The 25,531-nt window shown below is 41.3% G+C and carries 21 protein-coding genes; 20 read left to right on the top strand and 1 reads right to left on the bottom strand.

What is annotated here, in order from left to right; translation table 11 throughout:
• The first annotated feature begins 64 nt into the window (after positions 1–64).
• The 9 genes from LIS78_RS21580 to pyrE all read left to right on the top strand — a co-directional run bounded on the left by LIS78_RS21580 (position 65) and on the right by pyrE (position 11,030).
• On the top strand, positions 65–1,372 hold the full coding sequence (locus tag LIS78_RS21580) for a uracil-xanthine permease family protein (protein ID WP_252284332.1): 1,308 nt from the start codon (positions 65–67) through the stop codon (positions 1,370–1,372).
• A 148-nt stretch (positions 1,373–1,520) separates the two neighbouring features.
• A complete protein-coding gene (locus tag LIS78_RS21575; protein WP_195781972.1) occupies positions 1,521–2,459 on the top strand; it encodes an aspartate carbamoyltransferase catalytic subunit in 939 nt (312 codons plus the stop codon).
• Positions 2,422–3,711 carry a dihydroorotase gene (pyrC, locus tag LIS78_RS21570; protein WP_045290205.1) on the top strand — a complete coding sequence of 430 codons (1,290 nt, stop codon included), beginning with the start codon at positions 2,422–2,424 and terminating at the stop codon, positions 3,709–3,711. The genes LIS78_RS21575 and pyrC overlap by 38 nt, the downstream gene beginning before the upstream one ends.
• Positions 3,696–4,781: a carbamoyl phosphate synthase small subunit gene (locus tag LIS78_RS21565; protein WP_195781974.1), complete on the top strand. Its 1,086-nt coding sequence runs from the start codon at positions 3,696–3,698 to the stop codon at positions 4,779–4,781. Before pyrC ends, LIS78_RS21565 begins: the two co-directional genes overlap by 16 nt.
• Positions 4,781–7,993 (top strand): carbamoyl-phosphate synthase large subunit, encoded by a 3,213-nt coding sequence (gene carB, locus LIS78_RS21560; RefSeq protein WP_195781975.1) that lies wholly within the window; start codon positions 4,781–4,783, stop codon positions 7,991–7,993. Before LIS78_RS21565 ends, carB begins: the two co-directional genes overlap by 1 nt.
• Positions 7,990–8,763: a dihydroorotate dehydrogenase electron transfer subunit gene (locus LIS78_RS21555; RefSeq protein ID WP_195781976.1), complete on the top strand. Its 774-nt coding sequence runs from the start codon at positions 7,990–7,992 to the stop codon at positions 8,761–8,763. Before carB ends, LIS78_RS21555 begins: the two co-directional genes overlap by 4 nt.
• Positions 8,760–9,701, top strand: coding sequence for a dihydroorotate dehydrogenase (locus LIS78_RS21550; RefSeq protein ID WP_013058933.1), 942 nt, complete (start codon positions 8,760–8,762; stop codon positions 9,699–9,701). The genes LIS78_RS21555 and LIS78_RS21550 overlap by 4 nt, the downstream gene beginning before the upstream one ends.
• A complete protein-coding gene (gene pyrF, locus LIS78_RS21545; RefSeq protein WP_195781977.1) occupies positions 9,673–10,395 on the top strand; it encodes an orotidine-5'-phosphate decarboxylase in 723 nt (240 codons plus the stop codon). Before LIS78_RS21550 ends, pyrF begins: the two co-directional genes overlap by 29 nt.
• Positions 10,392–11,030 (top strand): orotate phosphoribosyltransferase, encoded by a 639-nt coding sequence (pyrE, locus tag LIS78_RS21540; protein ID WP_013058931.1) that lies wholly within the window; start codon positions 10,392–10,394, stop codon positions 11,028–11,030. The genes pyrF and pyrE overlap by 4 nt, the downstream gene beginning before the upstream one ends.
• Before the next feature lie 51 nt (positions 11,031–11,081).
• On the opposite strand, the gene LIS78_RS21535 is transcribed toward pyrE, so the two are convergent.
• Positions 11,082–12,794, bottom strand: a complete 1,713-nt coding sequence (locus LIS78_RS21535) for an Rqc2 family fibronectin-binding protein (protein WP_252284331.1) — start codon at positions 12,792–12,794, stop codon at positions 11,082–11,084.
• A gap of 141 nt (positions 12,795–12,935) precedes the next feature.
• On the opposite strand from LIS78_RS21535, the gene LIS78_RS21530 reads away from it, so the two are divergent.
• The 11 genes from LIS78_RS21530 to rlmN all read left to right on the top strand — a co-directional run bounded on the left by LIS78_RS21530 (position 12,936) and on the right by rlmN (position 25,530).
• A complete protein-coding gene (locus LIS78_RS21530) occupies positions 12,936–15,614 on the top strand; it encodes a cation-translocating P-type ATPase (RefSeq protein ID WP_195781979.1) in 2,679 nt (892 codons plus the stop codon).
• Between the two features lie 152 nt (positions 15,615–15,766).
• Positions 15,767–16,642, top strand: a complete 876-nt coding sequence (locus tag LIS78_RS21525; protein WP_028411458.1) for a YicC/YloC family endoribonuclease — start codon at positions 15,767–15,769, stop codon at positions 16,640–16,642.
• Between the two features lie 46 nt (positions 16,643–16,688).
• Positions 16,689–16,949, top strand: a complete 261-nt coding sequence (locus tag LIS78_RS21520) for a DUF370 domain-containing protein (protein WP_013084831.1) — start codon at positions 16,689–16,691, stop codon at positions 16,947–16,949.
• 13 nt (positions 16,950–16,962) lie between these two features.
• The gene (gmk, locus tag LIS78_RS21515) at positions 16,963–17,577 is read left to right on the top strand and encodes a guanylate kinase (RefSeq protein ID WP_013058927.1); all 615 of its coding nucleotides are present in this window, start codon (positions 16,963–16,965) and stop codon (positions 17,575–17,577) included.
• Between the two features lie 2 nt (positions 17,578–17,579).
• Positions 17,580–17,801 (top strand): DNA-directed RNA polymerase subunit omega, encoded by a 222-nt coding sequence (gene rpoZ, locus LIS78_RS21510; RefSeq protein WP_013058926.1) that lies wholly within the window; start codon positions 17,580–17,582, stop codon positions 17,799–17,801.
• A gap of 180 nt (positions 17,802–17,981) precedes the next feature.
• Positions 17,982–19,199 carry a bifunctional phosphopantothenoylcysteine decarboxylase/phosphopantothenate--cysteine ligase CoaBC gene (gene coaBC, locus LIS78_RS21505; protein ID WP_252284330.1) on the top strand — a complete coding sequence of 406 codons (1,218 nt, stop codon included), beginning with the start codon at positions 17,982–17,984 and terminating at the stop codon, positions 19,197–19,199.
• Positions 19,196–21,610: a primosomal protein N' gene (gene priA / locus LIS78_RS21500; RefSeq protein WP_195781981.1), complete on the top strand. Its 2,415-nt coding sequence runs from the start codon at positions 19,196–19,198 to the stop codon at positions 21,608–21,610. Before coaBC ends, priA begins: the two co-directional genes overlap by 4 nt.
• 70 nt (positions 21,611–21,680) lie before the next feature.
• Positions 21,681–22,154, top strand: a complete 474-nt coding sequence (gene def / locus LIS78_RS21495; RefSeq protein ID WP_013084828.1) for a peptide deformylase — start codon at positions 21,681–21,683, stop codon at positions 22,152–22,154.
• 10 nt (positions 22,155–22,164) lie between these two features.
• The gene (gene fmt, locus LIS78_RS21490) at positions 22,165–23,103 is read left to right on the top strand and encodes a methionyl-tRNA formyltransferase (RefSeq protein WP_195781983.1); all 939 of its coding nucleotides are present in this window, start codon (positions 22,165–22,167) and stop codon (positions 23,101–23,103) included.
• Positions 23,096–24,436, top strand: a complete 1,341-nt coding sequence (gene rsmB / locus LIS78_RS21485; protein WP_252284329.1) for a 16S rRNA (cytosine(967)-C(5))-methyltransferase RsmB — start codon at positions 23,096–23,098, stop codon at positions 24,434–24,436. The genes fmt and rsmB overlap by 8 nt, the downstream gene beginning before the upstream one ends.
• Positions 24,437–24,438: 2 nt before the next feature.
• Positions 24,439–25,530, top strand: coding sequence for a dual-specificity RNA methyltransferase RlmN (gene rlmN / locus LIS78_RS21480; protein ID WP_013058920.1), 1,092 nt, complete (start codon positions 24,439–24,441; stop codon positions 25,528–25,530).
• The last annotated feature ends 1 nt before the right edge of the window (position 25,531 follow it).

Here is a 25,531-nt window from a genome sequence, read left to right as displayed (position 1 = left end):
TATGCTGAAAACCTCTTTGCCTCTGCGTAAAGAGGTTTTTTAATAGTGATAGGAGGAAAAACATATGAGTCAACAACGAGATTTTGTACTTGATATACATGATAAACCAAAAGCAGTAAATTGGTTAACATTGAGTCTACAGCATTTGTTTGCAATGTTTGGGTCGACGGTGTTAGTGCCGTTCCTAGTCGGGTTCAGCCCGGCAATTGCTTTGATTTCAAGCGGGGTAGGAACGCTTGCTTTTCTGCTCATTACAAGAGGTCAAATTCCTTCTTATCTTGGTTCATCGTTCGCGTTCATCACGCCAATCATTTTCGCAAAAGCTTCGTTTGGACCTGAAGAAACGATGGTTGGCTGTTTCTTAGCCGGACTTGTTTATGGAATCGTTGCTTTGATTATAAAAGGAACAGGAATTAATTGGATTATGAAGCTGCTTCCTCCGGTTGTAGTAGGACCAGTTATTATGGTTATAGGCTTAGGACTAGCTAATACAGCAGTAGGCATGGCTATGAACGATGCAAAAGGAAATTACAGCTTAACTTACCTGATGGTTGCGCTTGTGACACTAGTGATAACAGTTGCTTGCTCAATCTTCTTTAAAAACATTATCAGTCTGATTCCGGTACTGATGGGAATTATCGGCGGATACATCTTCGCTTATACACAAGGATTGGTAGACTTTTCAAAGGTAGTGAAAGCAGAGTGGATTGAAGTACCTCACTTCTACGTGCCGTTCGTCACATACACACCGTCCATTTCATTAGGGATTGTGCTTATCATGGTACCCGTAGCAGTCGTAACACTCTCAGAACATATCGGACACATTCTCGTCTTAAATAAGATTGTGGATCGAAACTATATTGAAAAACCAGGACTGCACAGATCGATTTTAGGAGACGGAGTAGCAACTATGCTTGCTGCGCTGATCGGCGGACCGCCAAATACAACATACGGTGAGAACATCGGAGTGTTAGCCATCACAAAGGTGCTTAGCGTATTTGTGATAGCAGGAGCAGCAGTCTTCGCGATTTTGTTCGGGTTTGTCGGCAAAATCAACGCTCTTATTTCAAGTATACCAACGCCGGTCATGGGCGGGATTTCAATTCTCTTATTCGGAATCATTGCTTCATCAGGCTTGCGCATGATGGTGGATGCAAAGGTAGACCTTGGATCAAAACGAAACTTAATGATTGCTTCGATTATCTTAGTGTTAGGAATCGGAGGAGCACACTTAGATATCTCAGAACATGTAAAGATTGATAGCATGGCACTGTCTGCTATCATGGGAGTTCTGCTGAATCTAGTTCTGCCGAAAGAGAAGATAAAAGAAGCAGAAAACGTTCAACAAACGTCAGCACGAAAAATTTCATAGAACGCCTTTTAATTGAAATCCAGAGAGGTTTCTAAGGGTGTGTGAAAAGCGCGTTATAGACGAAGCTTGTTTTCTTACACCCTTTCTAAGTTAGAAAGGGTGTTTTTTATAAAGAAATGCGAGGAAAGCAAAAATGGAGGGAATCGATATGAAACATTTAGTGACAGTCTCAACACTAGAAACAAATGAAATTCTAGAGATTTTAGACAGCGCTGAAAACTATCGAACGAATAAACAAGGATGGAAACCGGAAGAGAAAATGTTTGTTGCCAACTTATTTTTTGAAGCGAGCACGCGTACTCGATGCAGCTTTGAAATGGCAGAACAGCAGCTAGGATTAACAACAATTCCGTTTGAAGTAACAACTTCAAGCGTCCAAAAAGGAGAAACGCTTTACGACACGATTGAAACATTAGCTTCAATCGGCGTTCAGTCAGTTGTTATTCGCCACCCGCAAGATCGTTATTATGAAGCACTGCAGGAAAAAGTATCGATTCCCATCATTAATGCAGGAGACGGATGCGGTCAGCATCCAACTCAGTGTCTGCTTGATCTACTGACCATTCGTCAAGAGTTCGGATCGTTTAAAGGATTAAAAGTCGCAATAGTCGGAGATTTGCGACATAGCCGCGTAGCGAGATCGAATGCTGAAATGCTGACAAAACTAGGGGCCACCGTATATTTTGCGGGACCTGAAGAATGGAAAGATGAAGAAAACAGACACGGTACATATCTTGATATCGATGAAGCAATCGAAACGGTCGATGTTGTGATGTTGCTGCGTATTCAATTTGAAAGGCATGAAGATAACACTTCAGAGCTTGCACAGAACTACCACAGCCGCTTCGGATTAACCGTTGAACGAGAGCGGAAAATGAAATCACATAGCATTATTCTTCATCCAGCTCCTGTAAACAGAGGAGTCGAAATTGCAGATGAGCTCGTTGAATGTGAACGATCAAGAATTTTTAAACAAATGCAAAATGGCGTCTACATTCGCATGGCAGTATTAGCAAGAGCGCTACAACCAATTGAAAGGGGACTTAATAATGACAACAATTATCAAAAATGCTACATGGTTAAATGAAGGAAAAATTGAAAAAGTCGAACTGAAAATTGAAAATGGTGTAATTGCTGAAATAGCTTCACACATTGACGTACAGAATGAAGAAGTCATTGATGCAGGCGGGAACTTCTTATCACCGGGTTTAATCGATGTCCACGTTCACTTGCGTGAGCCAGGGGGAGAAAAGAAAGAAACGATTGAAACGGGTACTTTAGCAGCGGCAAAGGGCGGTTTTACAGCAATTGCTGCAATGCCCAACACGCGTCCAGTTCCGGATACTGTTGAACAAATGGAGTGGGTAAACAAGCGCATTGAAGAAACAGCACATGTTCGCGTATTGCCATACGCATCGATTACCACTCGTCAATTAGGAAAAGAACTAACGGACTTTGAAGGCTTAAAAGAAGCGGGAGCATTTGCTTTTACAGATGATGGAGTAGGTGTTCAGTCAACAGGAATGATGCTAGAAGCGATGAAAAAAGCCGCTTCATTAAATAAAGCAATCGTTGCACACTGTGAAGATAATGATTTAATTAACAAAGGCTGCGTACACGACGGGAAATTCGCAAAAGAACATGGACTAAACGGTATCCCTTCTATCTGCGAAGCCGTTCAAATTGCACGAGATGTCCTGCTTGCTGAAGCAGCAAACTGTCACTACCATGTGTGTCACGTAAGTACAAAAGAATCCATTCGCGCCATTCGTGATGCGAAAAAAGCAGGCATTCGCGTAACCGCAGAAGTAACGCCACATCATCTGTTACTAAATGAAGAAGATATCCCGGGACTTGATTCGAATTTTAAAATGAATCCGCCGCTTCGAGGAAAAGATGATCAACAGGCATTAATTGAAGCTTTATTAGACGGAACGCTTGATTTTATCGCCACTGATCATGCACCGCACACAGCGGACGAAAAAGCAGAAGGCATGGAGCTTGCGCCGTTTGGGATTGTGGGACTTGAAACAGCTTTCCCGCTTCTTTATACAAACTTAGTATTAAAAGAGGTAATGACGCTAGAGCAGCTAGTATCGTATTTAACAAACAAGCCTGCTGAAACGTTCAATCTTCCTTATGGCACGATTGAAGTGGGAAAAACAGCGGATTTAACCATCATTGATCTTGAAACAGAAAAAGCAATTAATCCAGAAGAATTTGTATCAAAAGGTAAAAACACGCCGTTTGCTAACTGGGTATGCAAAGGTTGGCCGGTAATGACATTAGTAGAAGGTAAACGAGTATGGGAGGATGTTAAAGCATGCAACGTCAACTAATTTTAGAAGATGGAACAGTATTTATCGGAAAAGGATTCGGCAGCGACAAAGAAATGACAGGAGAAGTTGTTTTCAACACGGGAATGACAGGATATCAAGAAATTCTATCTGATCCATCATACTGTGCACAAATTGTGACATTAACATATCCTTTAATCGGAAACTACGGTATTAACCGCGATGACTTTGAGTCGATTGAACCAGCTGTACATGGTTTGATTGTAAAAGAAATTTGTGATGCTCCTTCAAACTTCCGAAGCGAATTATCAGTAGATGAATTTTTAAAACAAAAAGACATTCCAGGATTAGCTGGAATTGATACGCGAAAATTAACGCGAAAAATCCGTCAGCACGGTGCGCTTCGCGGACGCGTGTGCAACATGGAAGTCAATGTAGAAGAAGTAGTAGCTGAGCTTCAAAACCATGAGCTTCCAACTGATTCGGTTAAAAAAGTATCAACGGTGAAGCCTTACCCAAGCCCAGGCAGAGGTAAAAAAGTGGTACTCGTTGACTTTGGAATGAAACACGGAATTTTACGTGAATTAACGGCTCGTCAATGCGACGTGATTGTGGTTCCTTATAACGTAACTGCGCAAGAAATTCTTCAATTAAATCCAGATGGCATCATGTTGAGCAACGGACCTGGAGACCCAAAAGACGTACCTGAAGCAATCGAGATGATTCAAGGGGTTTTAGGAAAAGTTCCGCTGTTCGGAATTTGTTTAGGACATCAGCTGTTTGCGCTAGCATGCGGAGCAGATACAGAAAAAATGAAATTTGGTCATCGTGGATCCAACCATCCTGTAAAGGATCTAAAAACCAATAAAGTAGCTCTTACATCTCAAAACCACGGCTATACAGTATGTGAGCCATCTCTTGTCAACACGCCATTAGAAGTGACGCACGTTGCGCTTAACGATGGAACAGTTGAAGGAGTAAAGCATAAAGAATATCCGGCATTTACGGTTCAATATCACCCTGAAGCATCACCGGGACCTGAAGATGCAAACGGATTGTTCAACGAATTTATGGATCTTATGAAAAACAATCAGAAAGTAGGTAATTGCTAATGCCAAAACGTCAAGATATTAACACAATTCTCGTAATCGGATCAGGACCAATCGTCATCGGACAGGCGGCAGAGTTTGACTATGCAGGAGCGCAAGCATGTATTGCGTTAAAAGAAGAAGGATACAAAGTTATTCTTGTAAACTCCAATCCTGCAACAATCATGACAGATTCAGAAATGGCAGATAAAGTATATATTGAACCTCTAACGGTTGAATTTGTAAGCTCAATTATTCGTAAAGAACGCCCGGATGCACTGCTTCCAACGCTTGGCGGTCAAACGGGATTGAACTTAGCGGTAGAATTACATGAAACAGGCATTTTAGATGAATTTAACGTAGAAATTCTCGGGACAAAATTATCGGCGATTGAACAAGCTGAAGACCGTGAGCAGTTCCGTTCACTAATGAATGAACTAAATCAGCCTGTCCCAGCAAGTGAAATCATTCATACGCTAGACGAAGCGTATGCGTTTGTTGAACAAGTAAACTATCCGGTAATCGTGCGTCCTGCTTATACGCTTGGCGGTACGGGAGGCGGAATTTGTAACAACGAGCAAGAGTTGATTGAAATTGTAACAAGTGGATTAAAACACAGTCCTGTAACACAGTGCTTACTTGAGAAAAGCATTGCAGGCTTTAAAGAAATTGAATATGAAGTAATGCGCGATGCAAACGATAATGCGATCGTAGTATGTAATATGGAAAACTTTGATCCGGTCGGTATTCATACGGGAGATTCAATTGTTGTAGCACCAAGCCAAACGCTAAGCGACCGTGAGTATCAGCTGCTTAGAAATGCGTCACTAACAATTATCCGAGCGCTTAAAATCGAAGGCGGATGTAACGTTCAGCTAGCACTAGACCCAGAAAGCTTCCAGTATTACGTAATTGAAGTAAACCCTCGTGTAAGCCGCTCGTCGGCTTTAGCATCAAAAGCAACAGGGTATCCAATTGCAAAATTAGCAGCAAAAATTGCGGTAGGGTTAACATTAGATGAAATGATGAACCCGGTAACTGGGAAGACGTACGCATGTTTCGAACCTGCACTAGATTACATCGTATCTAAAATTCCACGCTGGCCGTTTGATAAATTTGAATCAGCTAACCGTAAACTGGGTACACAGATGAAAGCAACAGGGGAAGTAATGGCAATTGGCCGTACATTCGAAGAGTCAATTTTAAAAGCCGTACGCTCACTTGAGTCAAACGTTCATCACTTAGAGCTAAAAGATGCGCATGAATTTGATGATGCAATTATTGAAAAACGTATTCGCAAAGCTGGTGATGAGCGATTATTCTACATCGCAGAAGCCATTCGCCGCGGCGTAACAATTCAGCAAATTCATGACTGGAGCAAAATCGATCTCTTCTTCTTAGTAAAACTTGAAAAAGTGATTGCTTTTGAAAATGTGTTAAAAGAAGAGATTCATAACGTAGAAGTTTTACAGGAAGCAAAAAAAATGGGATTTGCAGACTGCACGATTGCTAAGCTATGGAATCAAACAGAGCGTGAAGTATATGACTTCCGCAAACAAAATGGCGTGATGCCAGTGTACAAAACAGTAGATACATGTGCAGCTGAATTTGAATCTACAACACCATATTTCTACGGTACGTTTGAAGATGAAAACGAATCGATTGTTACAGATCGTAAAAGCGTTGTAGTGTTAGGGTCAGGTCCAATCCGCATCGGGCAAGGAATTGAGTTTGACTATGCAACAGTTCACTCCGTGTGGGCGATTAAAGAAGCTGGATACGAGGCGATTATTGTAAATAACAATCCAGAAACAGTATCAACTGACTTCAGTATTTCAGATAAATTATACTTCGAGCCGCTGACGATTGAAGATGTGATGCATATCATCGATTTAGAAAAACCAGAAGGTGTGGTTGTACAGTTCGGTGGTCAAACAGCAATCAACCTAGCAGACGAGCTAGAAGCAAGAGGGGTCAAGATTTTAGGAACGTCCCTTGAAAGCTTAGATGCAGCAGAAGACCGTAAAAAATTCGAAGCGACGCTAGCGCGTTTAGAAGTACCTCAGCCGCTTGGAAAGACGGTAACATCCGTAGAAGAAGCAGTGGTTGTGGCAAAAGAAATTGGTTATCCGGTGCTTGTACGACCTTCATATGTACTAGGCGGACGCGCAATGGAAATTGTGTATAAAGAAGAAGAACTGCTTCACTATATGAAACACGCGGTAAAAGTACACGCTGATCACCCTGTGTTAATCGACCGCTACTTAACTGGAAAAGAAATTGAAGTCGATGCCATTTCAGACGGTGAAACAGTGGTTATTCCGGGAATTATGGAACATGTAGAGCGCGCGGGTGTACACTCAGGTGACTCCATCGCTGTATATCCACCACAAACTCTGTCACAGGACGTAAAAGATACAATCATTGATTACACAACACGTATTGCAAAAGGCTTAAACATTATTGGGCTGCTCAACATTCAGTTCGTCTTATCAAAAGGAGAAGTGTTTGTTCTTGAAGTAAATCCTCGTTCAAGCCGTACGGTGCCGTTCTTAAGTAAAATTACGCGTATTCCGATGGCGAATGTGGCAACAAAAGTTATTTTAGGAACAAGTTTGCGAGAGCTTGGTTATGAATCAGGCATACACCCTGAAGAAGAAGGTGTCTACGTAAAAGTGCCGGTCTTCTCATTTGCAAAGCTGCGTCGCGTAGATATTACGCTTGGACCTGAAATGAAATCTACTGGAGAAGTAATGGGGCAAGATTCAACGTACGAAAAAGCATTATATAAAGGACTAATTGCGTCAGGTATGTCCATTAAGCCGTACGGTTCAGTACTTATGACAGTATCGGATAAAGATAAAGAAGAGGCAACAGCGCTAGCGAAGCGTTTTGCTAACATTGGCTATCAGGTGATTGCAACGGAAGGAACAGCTTCAACGTTTACAAAAGAAGACATTCGCGTAAAAATAGTAAATAAAATTCATCATGAAGATCACAATCTTTTAGATGTGATACGAAAAGGTGAAGCACAGCTTGTCATCAACACGCTAACAAAAGGAAAGCAGCCTGCGCGTGACGGATTTAAAATTCGCCGTGAAGCAGTTGAAAATGGTGTACCTTGCTTAACATCACTTGATACAGCAGAAGCGATTTTACGAGTGCTTGAAACGATCAGCTTCCATACAACGCCAATGAAAAAAGTTCGTCCAACTAAAGAGGTGACAACCGTATGATCAAACATGAAATGATGCAAGTCGTCAGTCAGCGACCGTTAACACACAATGTATATGAATTAACTCTTCAAGGCGAGCTTGTTCGTTTCATGAATGAGCCGGGGCAGTTTGTGCATATCCGCGTCAACAACGACTATTTGCCACTGCTTCGCAGACCAATCAGTATTGCAGAAATTGACCAAACGCACGAACAATTTACGATGATTTACCGTGCAGAAGGGACGGGAACATCGCTGCTGGCCGAAAAACAAGCCGGACAGTCGATTGACGTGTTAGGTCCGCTTGGCCACGGTTTTCCATTAGATGCGATAGAGTCAGGTCAAACGGCTTTATTAGTAGGGGGAGGCATTGGAGTGCCTCCGCTCTATGAGCTTTCAAAAAGACTTCGTGAAAAAGGCGTACAGGTTATTCACGTCTTAGGCTTTCAATCAAAAGCAGACGTATTTTACGAGCGAGAGTTTTTAGCTTTAGGAGAAACATATATTGCAACGGTAGACGGCTCTTACGGAACAAAAGGTTTTGTCACAACGGTGATTGACGAGCAGCAGTTTTCATATGACGTTATGTTTTCATGCGGTCCAACTCCGATGTTAAAAGCACTAGAAAATAATTATACAAACAAGCCGCTTTACATTTCTTTAGAAGAAAGAATGGGCTGTGGAATCGGCGCTTGTTTTGCATGTGTATGCAGGGAAAGTGAAGATTCTACGGCGTATAAAAAAATCTGCAGCGACGGTCCCGTCTTTCAAGCAGGGGAGGTGCTTCTATGAGTATGCTAAAAACGACATTGCCAGGATTAGATTTGAAAAATCCAATTATGCCAGCATCCGGCTGTTTTGGATTTGGGCGTGAGTATGCTCAATTTTATTCACTTGATGCACTTGGAGCCATTATGATTAAAGCGACTACTGCTGAAACTCGTTTTGGTAATCCAACTCCTCGCGTAGCGGAAACATCTGCAGGAATGTTAAATGCGATTGGATTACAAAATCCTGGGTTAGAAAAAGTAATGAATGAAGAGCTCGTTTGGCTTCAGCAATATGATGTGCCGATTATCGCGAACGTAGCCGGTGCTTCAATTGAAGAATATGTGCACGTGGCAAAAGAAATTTCAACCGTATCAAATGTGAAAGCACTTGAATTGAATATTTCATGCCCTAACGTAAAAGAAGGCGGAATTGCGTTTGGCGTAGATCCTGTCATTGCTGCTCGTTTAACGAAAGCAGTAAAAGATGTTTCAAATGTTCCAGTTTATGTTAAACTATCACCAAACGTATCCAATATTGTAGACATGGCGATGGCTGTTGAAGAAGCTGGCGCGGATGGCTTAACGATGATCAATACGCTTCTCGGGATGCGTCTGGATTTGAAAACAGCTCAGCCGGTTTTAGCGAACGGCACAGGCGGACTGTCAGGCCCATCAATTAAACCGGTAGCGATTCGAATGGTATATGAAGTGAGCCAAAAAGTGAACATTCCAATTATCGGTATGGGCGGAGTGACGACTGCTGAAGATGCACTCGAGTTCCTATATGCAGGTGCAAGTGCAGTAGCGGTTGGTACAGCAAACTTTGTTGATCCGTATGTATGTCCAACCATCATTGACGAACTGCCAAGGCTATTAACATCATTAGGATACGAGCATGTTTCAGAATGTATCGGAAGGAGCTGGAAAAAGCGTGAAGCAACCGTTAATCATTGCTCTTGACTTTTCATCAATTAACGATGTGCAGCAGTTTTTAATGCCTTTTCAACAAGAGTCATTATTTGTGAAAGTAGGCATGGAACTGTTTTATAAAGAAGGGTTATCCATTATTTCTGCATTAAAAGAGCAAAACCACCAAATCTTTTTAGACTTAAAGCTTCATGATATTCCAAATACGGTAAAGCAAGGGATGAAGTCTTTGGCTTCTCTTGAAGTAGATTTGGTTAACGTTCACGCTGCCGGCGGAACGAACATGATGCAAGCAGCCATTGAAGGACTTGACTTAGGAACCGCTGCCGGCAAAAAGCGCCCGGATTGTATTGCGGTTACTCAGCTAACGAGTACATCTGATGAAATGCTAAAAGAGCAGCAGCTCATTACACATTCGATGCAAGAAGTGGTTACCCATTATGCAGCGCTTGCTAAAAAAAGTGGACTTGACGGCGTTGTATGTTCTACTCATGAAGTGCCTTCGATTCGAAAAGCAGCAGGGGAGGACTTTTTGACCGTAACGCCGGGTATTCGTATGGGCACAGATTCAGTAGATGACCAAGTCCGCGTAGCAACACCTCAGCTAGCGAGAGAATATGGCTCAAGTGCCATTGTCGTTGGACGTTCTATTACTAAAGCAAAAGACCCGCTTAAAGCATATTATGAGATGTTACAGCAGTGGAAAGGGGAGCGTATTACGCGATGACAAAACTACGAAAAGAAATTGCAAAACAATTAATTGATATTGAGGCAGTAAGCCTTCAACCAAACGAGCCGTTTACGTGGGCCTCTGGAATTAAGTCACCTATTTATTGTGACAACCGTCTAACGCTTAGCTACCCGAAAGTGCGAAAAGAAATTGCAAAAGGTCTGCAGCATTTAATTAAAACGTATTTTGCCAATGCAGAAGTGATTGCTGGTACCGCTACAGCTGGTATCCCTCATGCAGCATGGGTAAGTGAAGCGCTAGAGCTTCCAATGTGCTATGTGCGAAGCAAAGCAAAAGAACATGGCCAAGGAAATCAAATCGAAGGAAAAGTAACAAAAGGTCAAAAAGTAGTTGTGATTGAAGATTTGATTTCAACTGGCGGAAGTGTGTTTACCGCAGTCGATGCATTAAAAGCGCAGGGTTGTGAAGTGCTAGGAGTTGTGTCTATCTTTACATATGAGCTGGAAAAAGCGCGTCAGCTGTTTAAAGAAAAAGAACTTCAAGTTTATTCGCTAACAGACTACTCTACGCTAGTAGAAGCGGCAAACGAAGCGGGATACATTGAAGAAGAAGCGATGGACAAGCTATTTAAATGGCGTGAAAATCCTTCAGACCCTTCATGGATGAACTAAACTAGATCTATATAATAAAAACCCCCTTTCTATATAGAAAGGGGGTTTTTATTATGACTGACGCAGCTTCAGTACAAGTTCTTCGCTAGGCGTTACGTACACCGTTTGCTGGTTATCGTACGTTACAAAACCAGGTTTAGCACCGCTTGGTTTTTTTACGTGGCGAATTTTTGTATAGTCCACGGGTACTGAACTTGAATTCTTAGCTTTACTAAAGTAAGCAGCAAGGTGAGCCGCTTCTAAAATCGTTTCTTCTGAAGGCTCTTGGCTGCGAATAACAACGTGAGAACCCGGTATATCTTTCGTATGAAACCAAACGTCATCACGAGCAGCAAGGCGATTTGTTAAATACTCATTTTGCTTATTGTTTTTTCCAACTAAAATCGTCGTGCCGTCGCTTGAAACGTATTGTTCAAGTGTAGGTGTGGTGTTTTTTTGTTTTTTCGCTTGTTTTTGCTGACGGTTGCGCAAATATCCTTCTTCCACAAGCTCTTCACGAATCTCCGCAATGTCTTTGTGAGTAGCAGTATCCATTTGCTGAATAAGTGATTCAAAATACTGTACTTCTTCCTTTGCTTTTTCAATTTGTTCGATTACAATCGAAACGGAATTTTTCGCTTTTTGATACTTTGTAAAATAGCTTTGAGCATTTTGAGACGGTGATTTTTGCGGATCTAATGAAATCGTAAGTGTACCGCTATTTTCATCATAATAATTAATCACATCCACTTTCGCATCTCCTTTTTTGACAAGGTGTAAATTTGCGGTAAGGAGTTCACCGGCTAACTGATAATCAGATGCTTTTTCTGCATTTTGCAGCGTTTGCTCAAGTTTTTTTATTTTTTTCTCATTTTTCTTTTTCTCGGTAGAAATAAACTGTACTAAATCATGCGCTTGCTGCTTTACACGATCTCGCTCTGCTTTCCCATAGTAATAGCGGTCAAGAAGCTCGCTGATGGTTGCATACGTTTTTTTCATACCCTCTAAATGCGTTAATTCCAGTAAATAAAAGTAGTCTTTTTGATTAACTGTTGTCAGAGTCGGTGTAAACTGACCTTCTTTGATCAGCGTCATCGTTTCGACGAATGATTTTGGAAGGGTAGAACGATTCGCTAAGCCAGAGCGAAACACTACTTCATTTGCAATTAAAGGAGAAAGCCCCGAGAAGGTCTGCACTAGCTGGGTGGCTAATTTTCCGCTATTAAAATCAATTTTTTTAACCACGGTTTCTTCATCCGCTTCAAATGGGTGAAGCTTATCTTGACTAGGAGGCAGTACGTAAGGAGCTCCGGGTAGAAGCGTACGGTGCCTGTTCAAGGCCATTGGAACGTGCTTAATGCTGTCGATAATCGTTTGTTTTTCTTTATCTACAAGCACAACATTACTATGTCTTCCCATGATTTCAATAATAAGCTGCTTGTACGTCACGTCGCCAATTTCATTTCGTCCTTTTGTTTCAATGACTAAAATGCGGTCTAATCCAAGCTGATACACTTGTTCAATAATGCTTCCTTCTAAATGTTTGCGAAGAAGCATACAAAACATAGGAGGCTCAGATGGATTTTCATAGGGCTCGTTTGTAAAATGAACGCGTGAATAGTTTGGGTGAGCTGAGATTAAAAGTTTGCGGTTTTCACCTTTAGCGCGTACTTGTAAAATCAACTCGTTTGGAAACGGCTGATATATTTTTGAAATTCGTCCTGAAACCAAGGTCTCAGATAATTCTTGTAAAATGCCATATGTAAAAATACCATCAAATGACATAGTGCTCACATCCTTAAGTAATTGAAAATTGTCCTATAGAAAAGTATAGCATTTTTTAGGACGAGTCTGAATAAGCATACGATATAAGATTGTAACAATCTAATAGGTGCATTTACAAATAAAAGGGTGTGAAAAGATGCAATGAAATGGTATGAATTAGGTGAAAAAGCAATAGTAGAAGTAACAAAAACAGACAGGCAGCATGGTCTTACACACAAAGAAGTAAAAGCACGTCAGCAGCAACAAGGATTTAATGAATTGACTGAAGGAGAGAAAAAACCGGCCATTCTTGTGTTTCTAGAGCAGTTTAAAGATTTTATGGTGCTAGTTTTACTAGCTGCCACACTTATTTCAGGGCTTTTAGGCGAATACATCGATGCGATTGCTATTATTGCGATTGTAGTAATTAATGGATTTCTAGGTTTTTTTCAAGAAAGAAAAGCAGAGAAATCTCTTCATGCATTAAAAGAGCTTTCTGCTCCTCAAGTAGCAGCCATGCGTGAAGGGAAATGGGTTAAGTTACCATCTAAAGAGCTGGTAGTAGGGGACATTGTAAAGTTTTCGAGCGGAGACCGTATCGGGGCTGACCTTCGGATTATGGAAGCCAAAAGTCTAGAAATTGAAGAATCCGCGCTTACGGGAGAGTCTTTGCCTGTTGCCAAGCAAATAAAAGCTTTGCCAGGAGATGAAGTGCCGCTTGGAGATCAAGACAATATGGCGTTTATGGGTACGCTTGTGACGCGAGGAAGCGGAACAGGTATCGTTGTAGGGATTGGAATGAAAACAGCGATGGGACAAATTGCTGATTTGCTTCAAAATGCTGAAGCCATGATTACTCCTCTTCAACGGAAGTTAGAGCAATTAGGTAAAATTTTAATCGTTTTAGCTCTTGCACTTACTGTATTAGTTGTCGGGATTGGTGTGCTGCAAGGCCATGATTTATACAGTATGTTCTTAGCGGGAGTTTCCTTAGCTGTTGCTGCCATACCCGAAGGTCTTCCTGCCATCGTAACCGTGGCGCTATCTCTTGGTGTACAGCGCATGATTAAGCAAAGATCCATTGTTCGCAAACTTCCTGCTGTTGAGACACTAGGATGCGCGTCAGTCATTTGCTCAGACAAAACGGGTACATTAACGCAAAATAAAATGACGGTTACTCACCTCTGGTCAGGAGGAATGACGTGGAGGGTATCAGGGACAGGGTATGAACCTACGGGCGTATTTTCGCGAGAGGAAAGAGAAGTTGATACTCGGAGTGAAAAACCGCTTCAGCAGCTTTTGGTGTTTGGCCTGCTTTGCAATCAAACGTCCATTTCGAGAAAAGATAAAGAATATGTCATCGACGGGGATCCTACTGAAGCGGCTTTGCTTGTTGCCGCGATGAAAGCGGGGCTGACAAAAGAAAACATTCAAAAGCAGTTTACGATTATTGAAGAGTTTCCATTTGATTCAACGCGTAAAATGATGAGTGTAGTCATTGAAGACGCATCTAATAAGCGCTATGTCATAACAAAAGGTGCTCCGGATGTGCTGCTTATAAACAGTAAAAATATTTTGTGGGAAAGCAGGCAACAAACGCTGTCGGTAACGGTTCATAATGAAGTAAAAGGAGCGATTGAACAGTTAGCTAGCCAAGCGCTTCGAACCATTGCTATTGCTTATCGGCCGTTAGGGGACCATGAGAGCGTTCATACAGAGAACGAAGCGGAAAAAGACCTGACTTTCCTCGGGCTTCAAGGAATGATTGATCCGCCAAGACCAGAAGTCAAGCAAGCGGTCAAAGAATGCCGAGACGCAGGCATCAAAACCGTTATGATTACAGGTGACCACGTCATTACAGCACAGGCGATTGCAAAACAGCTCGGCATTTTACCGAAAAACGGTCAAGTCTTGGAAGGAACGGATTTATCCAAAATGACGCAGGAAGAGCTAGAAGAAGTAGTGGATGATGTTTACGTATATGCCAGGGTATCACCTGAGCATAAGCTTAAAATTGTTAAAGCTCTTCAAGCGAAAGATCACATTGTAGCCATGACGGGCGACGGCGTAAATGATGCACCGGCTATTAAAGCAGCAGACATAGGCATCGCGATGGGCATCACCGGGACAGACGTAGCAAAAGAAGCGTCTTCACTCGTTTTGCTTGATGACAATTTTGCTACTATTAAATCAGCGATCAAAGAAGGGCGAAACATCTATGAAAATATTCGAAAGTTTATCCGTTACTTGCTTGCATCAAATGTAGGAGAAATCTTAGTTATGCTCTTTGCGATGATTTTAGCACTTCCGCTTCCGCTAGTGCCAATTCAAATACTATGGGTAAACTTAGTAACAGACGGTTTGCCTGCAATGGCTCTTGGCTTAGACCAGCCAGAGGACAATGTGATGAAGCGCCATCCAAGGCATCCGCGTGAAGGTATCTTTGCAAGAGGATTAGGGTGGAAAGTAGTCAGCCGTGGATTTTTAATTGGAGCTGCTACACTTGCTGCGTTCATGATTGTCTACGACAATGACCCAGATCGGCTGCAGTATGCTCAGACGATTGCATTTGCCACGCTTGTCATGGCACAGCTTATTCACGTATTTGACTGCCGAAGTGAAAAATCAATCTTTGATCGCAATCCATTTCAGAACTTATATCTTGTAGGAGCCGTTATTTCATCTATTATCCTTATGCTGGTGGCTATCTACTATCCGCCCCTGCAGCCTATTTTCCATACAATGGCCATTGCACCGCGGGAATGGCTCGTTATTTTAGGACTTGCAAGTCTTCCAACTTTTTTACTTGCCGGTTCACTTTTAACAAGAAAACCTTCATAAATTGTGCTATACTTAATACAGGCTGTCCCAAATGAGAAAACTCATGAAGGCAGCCTTTACAGGTTGAATAAAGAAGAGAGATTTCTTTTTTTTGCTAACACTTTCTTTTATGATACTTTTTATGTAAGATGTACATAGTGGATGTGATGATAATGATAAAAAGTATGACTGGTTTTGGCCGCGGAAAAGCGGAAGTGGAAAATCGATCAGTAACAGTGGAAATGAAGTCTGTTAATCATCGTTTTTGTGAAATTGTTATTCGTATGCCAAGACAATTAATTGAAATTGAAGATAAAATAAAAAAAATCGTTCAAACATACATAAAACGTGGTAGAGTAGAAGTATTTGTTACTATTTCAGGTGAAGAAATGGCAAAAAAGAAACTGCAGACGGATTGGCAGCTGCTTGATGAATATATGAATGCGCTGCAGCAAGTAAAAGAAAAGCATGGGCTGTCACAATCTGTTCAAATTCAAGACATTTTACACATGCCTGAAGTGATGACAACTTATGAAGAAGAAGCTGATCAGACGAGTATTCATGGTGCAATCTTTGAAGCCGTGGAAGCTGCTGTGCATCAGTTAGTGGATATGCGGAAACGAGAGGGATCAGAGCTGTATCACGATTTAATGGGGTACTTACAGGACATTCAAGATATTCGCGAAAAAATTACACAGCTTGCTCCTGAAGTTGCTGAACAATATCGCGAGCGTATTAAAAGGAAGCTGAGCGACTATTTAGAAGGTACTTTCGATGAGCAGCGAGTGCTGACTGAAGTAGCTATTTTTGCTGAAAAAGCAGATATTAGCGAAGAACTTACGCGAATTCAAAGTCATGTTTCACAATTTATTCAAGCATTAAATACACCTGATTCAGTAGGACGCAAGCTGGATTTTCTTGTTCAAGAGCTGAATCGTGAAATGAATACAATCGGTGCGAAGGCAAATAATGGTACTATTGCTCAGTATGTTATTAGTATGAAAGCACAATTAGAACGCATAAAAGAGCAGGTTCAAAATATTGAATAGCCTTCGTGTAAGATAAAGATTATATTGGTATAGCAGGAGGCTTCTTATGAGCGGTAAATTAGTGAACGTTGGATTTGGAAATTTTATTTCTTCTAATCGTATAATCTCTGTCGTTCATCCTGAATCAGCTCCAATCAAACGCATTATTCAAGATGCAAAAGATCGAGGCTCTTTAATAGATGCAACGCAAGGACGTAAAACACGATCTGTTATTGTTATGGATAGCGATCATGTTATTTTAGCTCCTGTACAGCCAGAAACTGTGTCACAGCGACTTATAAACAAAGAAGAATTATTAGAAGGGTAGGTCACTTGAACCGATGATTGAAAGAGGTTTATTAATTGTTCTTTCCGGACCATCAGGTGTTGGAAAAGGAACGGTACGAAAAGCATTGTTTGAGCAAGAAGACATTAAATTGCAGTATTCTATCTCTGCAACAACAAGAAAGCCCCGCGAAGGTGAAGTAGATGGCGTTGACTATTTCTTCAAACCACGCGAAGAGTTTGAGCGCATGATTGAAAACAAGAAATTATTAGAGTGGGCTGAATACGTAGGCAACTACTACGGTACCCCGGTTGATTATGTAGAACAAACGTTATCTGAAGGAAAAGACGTATTTCTAGAAATTGAAGTGCAAGGTGCTCTTCAAGTGAAAGAAGCATTTCCAGAAGGTTTGTTCATCTTCTTGGCACCGCCAAGTTTATCAGAGCTTAAAAGTCGTATCGTAAATCGCGGTACTGAAACAGAAGATTTAATCAATAACCGTATGCGCGTGGCAAAAGAAGAAATTGAACTTATGGACGCCTACGATTATGTTGTAGAAAATGACAAAGTAGAAAATGCTTGTGCTCGCATCCGTGCTATCGTAACGGCTGAACACTGCCGTCGTGATCGTATTTCTGCGCGCTATAAAAGAATGCTGGAGGTAGAATAAACATGCTTTATCCATCAATTGATTCTCTAATGGAAAAATTAGATTCTAAGTACACGCTTGTGACAGTAGCTGCAAAACGTGCACGTCAATTACAGCTTCACAATGATACGCCGATTGAAAAGCCGGTTTCTTATAAGTTTGTAGGCTGTGCTTTAGAAGAAATTAATGCTGAACAATTAAGCTATAAGCAAGGTGTAGCAGAAGAAGATTCTAAACATCAGTAAGTGAAAAAATAACAACCTACTTTATAGGTTGTTATTTTTTTGATGCTTTTGTTTGTATTCAAGCAGGATAGTGAATGTCTCACTACAAAAATGGTATAATAATTGAATTGAAAAGCTTTAGATAGTTACCCGAGTAAACAAGCGGATGCTGGTTGAGCGGGATAAATAGATGGGGGCATAATGATGAAGGGAAAACGAATTTTATTATGTGTTAGCGGCGGAATCGCCGTATATAAAGCTGCAGCTTTAACAAGTAAATTAGTACAAGCGGGAGCGGAAGTTAAAGTAATGATGACTGCTTCAGCATGCGAGTTCGTAACGCCGCTTACGTTTCAAGCTCTGTCTCGAAACCCAGTTTATACAGATACGTTTGATGAAAAAGATCCATCTGTGATTGCACATATTGATTTAGCAGATTGGCCTGATTTAATTTTAGTAGCTCCTGCTACGGCTAATATGATAGGGAAAATAGCAAATGGTCTTGCAGATGATATGATTTCCACAACGCTGCTGGCTGCTACTGCACCTGTGTGGATTGCACCTGCAATGAATGTTCATATGTACGATCATCAAGCTGTTAAAAAAAATATGAGCACTCTTTCATCATTTGGTTACTCTTTTGTAGAACCTGGAGAAGGGTATTTGGCATGCGGTTATGTAGGAAAAGGTCGTCTTGAAGAGCCAGAAACAATTGTTTCACTAATCGGATCTTATTTTTCACAAGCATCAGATACACAAAAGATCCTTGAAGGTATTAATGTATTGGTTACAGCAGGACCTACGGTAGAACGCATTGATCCCGTCCGATTTTTTACCAATCGCTCTACTGGGAAGATGGGCTATGCCCTTGCAGAACAAGCTGCTAAATTAGGCGCATCGGTAACACTTGTAACGGGACCGACGAATTTAGAATATCCAAAAGGGGTGCAGGTTGTTCAAATTGAAAGTGCGCAGCAGATGCTTGAAGCTGTTATGCAGCGCTATCATGAAGCAGATGTTGTCATTAAATCAGCCGCAGTGGCAGATTACCGACCAAAGCATGTGTTTGATCAAAAGATGAAAAAGCAGCCTGGTGAAGCAGTATTAGAGCTAGAGAGAACAACAGATATTTTACGCACGCTTGGAGAGCGAAAAGAACACCAGCTTTTAGTCGGCTTTGCAGCAGAAACAGAACAAGTGGATGAATATGCACAAAAGAAACTTGCATCTAAAAACTTGGATATGATTGTAGCCAATAACGTGACGACAGAAGGAGCAGGGTTTGGGACGGACACAAATATTGTAACGCTCTATAAGCGAAGCGGAGAGTCTAAGGAACTTCCTATTCTTTCAAAACACGATGTAGCTACCGAGGTGTTAAAAGAAGTGAAGGAAATGTTAGAAGGGCTGAAAAAATGAGTGTAGCTAGTGTAATTGTGGACGTGGCTGCTAAGCAAACAGATCGAGCTTTTGACTACGCTATTCCTGACAAATGGAAAGGAATTATTGTTCCGGGTATGCGAGTTGTCGTTCCGTTTGGTCCTAGAAAAGTTCAAGGGTTTGTGGTGGCTCTTAAAGAAGAGGCCGAAGTTAAGCGTGTTAAACCAATCGCTGACCTGCTTGATTTAACGCCGGTTCTGACTCCCGAACTGTTAGAGATTGGGCACTGGCTAACAGAAAAAACGCTTTGTTTTATGATATCGGCTTTTCAAGTGATGCTGCCTGCGGCGATGAAAGCAAAATATGATAAAGAACTGTCACTCCTTTCAAAAGAGGCATACGAACAGCTTCATGAGCAAGTAAAGCCGTTTTTTCAGTCAAGATCCTCGCTGAAGTGGAGTGAAGTAGAAAAAACAGCCGCTGCTCCTGCTTTTCACCGTGATATTCAAAAAGGTCTAATTGAAGTCGTCTACGTCGTGAAAAACAAAGGAAACAAAAAAACGGCAAAAGGCGTAAAACTGAATCAAAGCCTTGAAGAAATTCAGCAGTTTATGAGCGAGTTAAATAAGCAGGCAGAAAAGCAAAAACAAGTGCTGTCTTTTATGCTCGATCGAAATGAAGAAGTAGCCATAAAAGAAATAGCGGAAGATTTGCAGATTACCTCCGCTCCTATAAAAGCGCTGATTAACAAAGGACTCTTAGCAGAAACGGAAATTGAAATATACCGTGATCCTTATCAAGATCGATACTTTACACCATCAAAGCCATTTCAATTGACAGATGAACAAGCTGAGGCAATCGCACCGATTCTGCATGACATCGAAGAAAATCTTCACGATGTGTTTTTAATGTACGGAGTAACCGGAAGCGGAAAAACTGAAGTGTATCTCCAATCCATTGATCAAGTGCTAAAAAAAGGGAAAGAAGCGATTATGCTTGTTCCGGAGATTTCACTTACCCCTCAGATGGTCAAGCGTTTTAAAGAGCGATTCGGCTCAAAAGTTGCTGTGCTTCATAGCGGCTTGTCTACTGGAGAAAAATACGATGAATGGCGAAAAATTCAGCGGAAAGAAGTATCCGTTGTAGTAGGGGCCCGCTCTGCTGTATTTGCGCCATTTGAAAATTTGGGCCTTCTTATTATCGATGAAGAACATGAGACGAGTTATAAACAAGAAGAAAACCCCCGTTATCATGCCAGAGATGTAGCCATTTACCGAGGGCAGCATCATCAGTGTCCAGTCATTTTAGGAAGTGCAACACCAACGCTTGAGTCCTTTGCAAGAGCGCAAAAAGGTGTGTATAAGCTACTGACGTTAAAGCAAAGAATGAATAAGTCATCAATGCCGTCGGTGGATATCGTTGATATGAGAGAAGAGCTTCGCAGCGGCAATCGCTCTATGTTTTCAACTATGCTGTTTGAAAAGATGAAAGACCGTTTAGAAAAAGGGGAGCAAATTGTTTTATTTTTAAATAAAAGAGGTCATTCTTCTTTTGTTATGTGCAGGGACTGCGGTTACGTTCCGACATGTGAGCACTGTGAAATTTCACTAACGTATCACCGCTATCAAAATAAATTAAAATGCCATTACTGCGGACACGAAGAACATGTGCACACTGAGTGCCCAGAATGCCACAGCGAACATATCCGCTTTTTCGGATCTGGTACACAAAAAGTGGAAGAAGAATTAACAAAAGTGCTGCCTGAGGCTAGAGTCGTTCGAATGGATGTTGATACGACAAGCCGAAAAGGCGCGCATGAAAAGCTCCTGAACAAGTTTGCAAGTGGAGAAGCGCAAATTTTACTAGGGACGCAGATGATTGCGAAAGGACTGGACTTTCCAAACGTCACGCTTGTAGGAGTTTTAACAGCAGATACGATGCTGAATTTACCTGACTTTCGTGCATCTGAAAAAACGTTTCAGCTTTTAACACAAGTAAGCGGAAGAGCAGGACGCCACAAACTTCCAGGAGAAGTAGTGATTCAAACGTACACGCCTGAACACTACAGCATTCAACTTGCGAGTCAGCATGATTACGATGCGTTTTATAAGCAGGAGATGGAAATTCGTAAAATGCATAAATATCCGCCTTTCTTTTACTTGGCGCTTGTAACGGTATCTCATGAAAATATTGCAAAAGTGGTGTCTGTTACAGACAAAATTTCGCAGTATCTGCGTCAGAAACTTTCGCCGCAAACAACGATCTTAGGGCCAGTCGCATCTCCGATTGCTAAGATAAAAGATAGATATCGCTATCAATGCATGTTAAAATACAAGCTGGAACCAAGCCTGATTCCGCTGTTGAAATATATATTAGAACGTTATCAAGCGGAAATGCAGAAGGAGAATTTAACGATCACTATTGATTTGAATCCATACTCGATGATGTAACTAGTCGTCTTGATGGCGTTAAAGAAGAAGCTTTTTGGATATAAATAGAAAGAATAAAGGAGGTGCCTATTTGGCTAAGCTTAAGCTTGTTTACCATCCTAATGAAGTACTTGAACAAGAATGTGAAGTCGTTAAAAACTTTGATAATAAATTAGCGAAATTACTAAACGGCATGTATGATTTAATGCTTGAAGCAGACGGTGTGGGTCTAGCTGCTCCTCAAGTAGGAGTTCTGCAGCAAGTGGCAGTGGTAGACGTGGATGACCGACACGGTAAAATTGAGTTAATTAATCCGGTAATTATTGAGCAACGAGGCGAACAAATCGGTCCAGAAGGCTGCCTAAGTTTTCCGGGCCTTTTTGGTGACGTGGCTCGAGCTGATTATGTGAAAGTACGTGCGCAAAATCGTAAAGGAAAACCTTATTTTATAGAAGCAAAAGGTTTTTTAGCACGAGCAATTCAACATGAAATTGATCATTTACACGGTGTATTGTTCACGGAAAAAGTAACAAAGTATTACGAAGAGGATGAACTAGAAGGGTAGGTTTTACACGATGAAAGTCGTATTTATGGGAACGCCGGATTTTTCAGTGCCGGTTTTACAAACATTACTTAAAGATGGATATGAAGTGGTCGCAGTGGTTACACAGCCGGACCGACCAAAAGGACGCAAGCGCTTATTAACACCTCCTCCAGTAAAAGTTGAGGCGTTAAAGCATGAAATACCTGTACTGCAGCCAGAAAAGATTCGTTTAGAAGAAGAATATCAGAAAGTATTAGCGTATGAGCCTGACCTAATTGTAACAGCGGCTTTTGGTCAAATTTTACCAACCCCTATTTTAGAAGCGCCTAAATACGGCTGTATTAACGTGCATGCTTCTCTGTTACCTGAACTGCGCGGAGGCGCGCCGATTCATTATTCAATTCTACAAGGTAAGCCGAAAACTGGTGTTACAATTATGTATATGGTAGAAAAATTAGATGCAGGTGATATCTTAACACAGGTAGAAGTTCCGATTGAAGAACGTGATCACGTTGGCACACTTCATGATAAACTCAGCGCTGCTGGTGCAAAATTGCTTTCAGAAACCATTCCTTCTCTTGTAAAAGGTGAAATTACGCCGGTTAAACAAAACGATGACGAAGCGACATTTGCTTCTAACATTAAGCGTGAACAAGAGAAAATTGATTGGGCCCGTACAGGAGAAGAAATTTATAACCATATCCGCGGACTTCACCCTTGGCCCGTTGCTTATACAACAGCAGACGGTCAGGTTATGAAAATTTGGTGGGGAGAGAAAGTATCCGCATCAGGCAAACCGGGTACCGTTTTATCACTTGAAGAGGATGGATTTATAGTAGCAACTGGAAATGAAACAGCTATTAAAGTGACGGAACTTCAGCCGGCTGGAAAAAAACGTATGGATGCAGCGCAGTACTTACGAGGTACATCCGTTGAAGTCGGAACAGTATTAGGGGATGTCAATGAGTAAGTACAACGTTCGAGACATAGCTTTAGATATTTTACTAGCTATTGAAAAAAATCAGGCATTCAGCAATCTATTGTTAAATAACAGCATACAAAAACGTGGTATTCAAGGAAAAGATGCAGGACTGTTAACGGAAATTGTGTATGGAACGATTCAAAGACGTGATACGTTAGATTACGGGTTAGCGCCTTTCTTGAAAAATCCAAAAAAGCTTCAGCCTTGGGTGCGAGTGCTGCTTCGTTTATCTCTTTACCAAATGGTATATTTAGACCGAGTGCCTGACCGGGCAATCCTTCATGAAGCAGTAGAAATTGCCAAAAAACGCGGTCACAAAGGAATTGCCTCAATGGTAAACGGCGTTTTACGAAATATTCAGCGTAGCGGCACGCCTTCTTTAGAAGAAATACAAAATCCTGTGGAGCGCTTGGCGATTGAAACGAGTCATCCATTGTGGCTTGTAAAACGCTGGGTGGAACAATATGGATTGGACAAAACACGCGGAATCTGTTTAGCTAATTTAATGGCCCCTAAACAAACAATCCGAGTAAACAGTGCACGCTTTACGCAAAATGAAGTAAAAGAAGCGCTTGAAAAAGAAGGTATTGTTGTAGAACCAGGCCATTTTGTAGAAGAAGCGCTAGAAGTTCAAAAAGGAAATGCAGCTCATACACAAGCATTTCGTGAAGGAATGTTTACCGTTCAAGATGAAAGCTCTATGTTAGTGGCTCATGCGCTCGGTGCAGAGGCAGAAGAGCTAATTTTAGATAGCTGTGCTGCACCGGGAGGGAAATCAACTCATATTGCAGAGCAGCTTAAAAACAGTGGTAAAGTTATTTCCTTGGACATTCATGACCATAAAGTAAAGCTGATTGCCCAGCAGGCAGAGCGTCTGCATCTTACCAATATTGAGCCGACAGTTCAAGACAGCCGCAAAGCGGGCGAACAGTTTGATAAAGAAATGTTTGACCGCATCTTAGTAGATGCCCCGTGCTCAGGTTTTGGTGTAATGAGACGAAAACCTGATTTGAAATATACAAAAACTGAGCAAGATGTAAAGCAGCTGGCGCGTATTCAACAAGATATTTTAAATGCGGTTGCGTCTTTATTAAAAAAAGGTGGGACCCTTGTATATAGTACATGTACAATTGACCGGGATGAAAATGGGGATGTTGTAGCAGCATTTTTAGCAGATCATGCTGATTTTCAAAAAGATGAAACACTTGCTGCACGGATGCCGCAAAAGCTTAAACAAAACGTAAAACATGGTGAAATTCAATTGCTGCCAGATGCACAAAGTGATGGATTTTATATTGCATGTTTACAGAAGAAGGTGTAAAAATGGAAGAAGTAGCTAAAAGAAAAGCAAAAGCAGAAGAAAAACCGCAAAAACCATCTATTTATTCATTAGAAATGCACGACCTAGAAAATTGGTTAGTGGAACACGGAGATAAGAAGTTCCGTGCTAAACAAATTTTTGACTGGTTATATGTTAAACGCGTAACGGACTTTGACGATATGTCAAACTTATCTAAAGGATTACGTGAACAATTAAAAGACAAATTTGCATTAACGACATTAAAAACAGTTGTTCAGCAAACGTCTGGGGACGGCACGATGAAGTTTTTATTCGAACTCCATGACGGTTATACGATTGAAACAGTGCTTATGCGTCATGAATACGGAAATTCTGTCTGCGTAACGACTCAAGTTGGCTGTCGCATCGGCTGTACGTTTTGTGCGTCTACTCTTGGAGGTTTAAAGCGTAATTTAGAAGCTGGAGAAATCGTAGCGCAAGTAGTAAAAGTACAAAAAGCTCTAGATGAACAAGGAGAACGCGTGAGCTCTGTCGTAATTATGGGTATTGGGGAGCCGTTTGATAACTATGATGAAATGATGCGCTTCTTAAAAACAATTAACAGTGATGATGGATTAAATATTGGTGCACGTCATATCACAGTATCGACAAGTGGGATCATTCCGAAAATCTATAAGTTTGCTGATGAAAAAATGCAAATCAATTTTGCGATTTCACTTCACGCTCCAAACAATGACATCCGCTCACGCTTAATGCCGATTAACCGTGCGTACAAACTTCCTGATTTGATGGAAGCCATTAAATATTATACGGATAAAACGGGAAGACGTATTAGCTTTGAGTATGGTCTATTCGGAGGAGTAAACGATCAAGTAGAGCATGCCGAGGAATTAGCGGATTTGATTAAAGACGTTAAATGTCACGTGAACTTGATTCCGGTAAACTACGTGCCTGAGCGTGATTATGTTCGTACACCGCGTGAACAGATTTTTGCATTTGAACGTACGCTTAAAAAGCGTGGCGTTAACGTGACTATTCGACGTGAGCAAGGTCATGATATCGATGCAGCTTGTGGCCAATTACGTGCGAAGGAGCGTAAAGAAGAGACGAGGTGAT

This window comes from Priestia megaterium, from assembly GCF_023824195.1.
Lineage (GTDB): Bacteria > Bacillota > Bacilli > Bacillales > Bacillaceae_H > Priestia > Priestia megaterium_D.
This window is presented reverse-complemented; position numbering and strand designations above follow the sequence as displayed.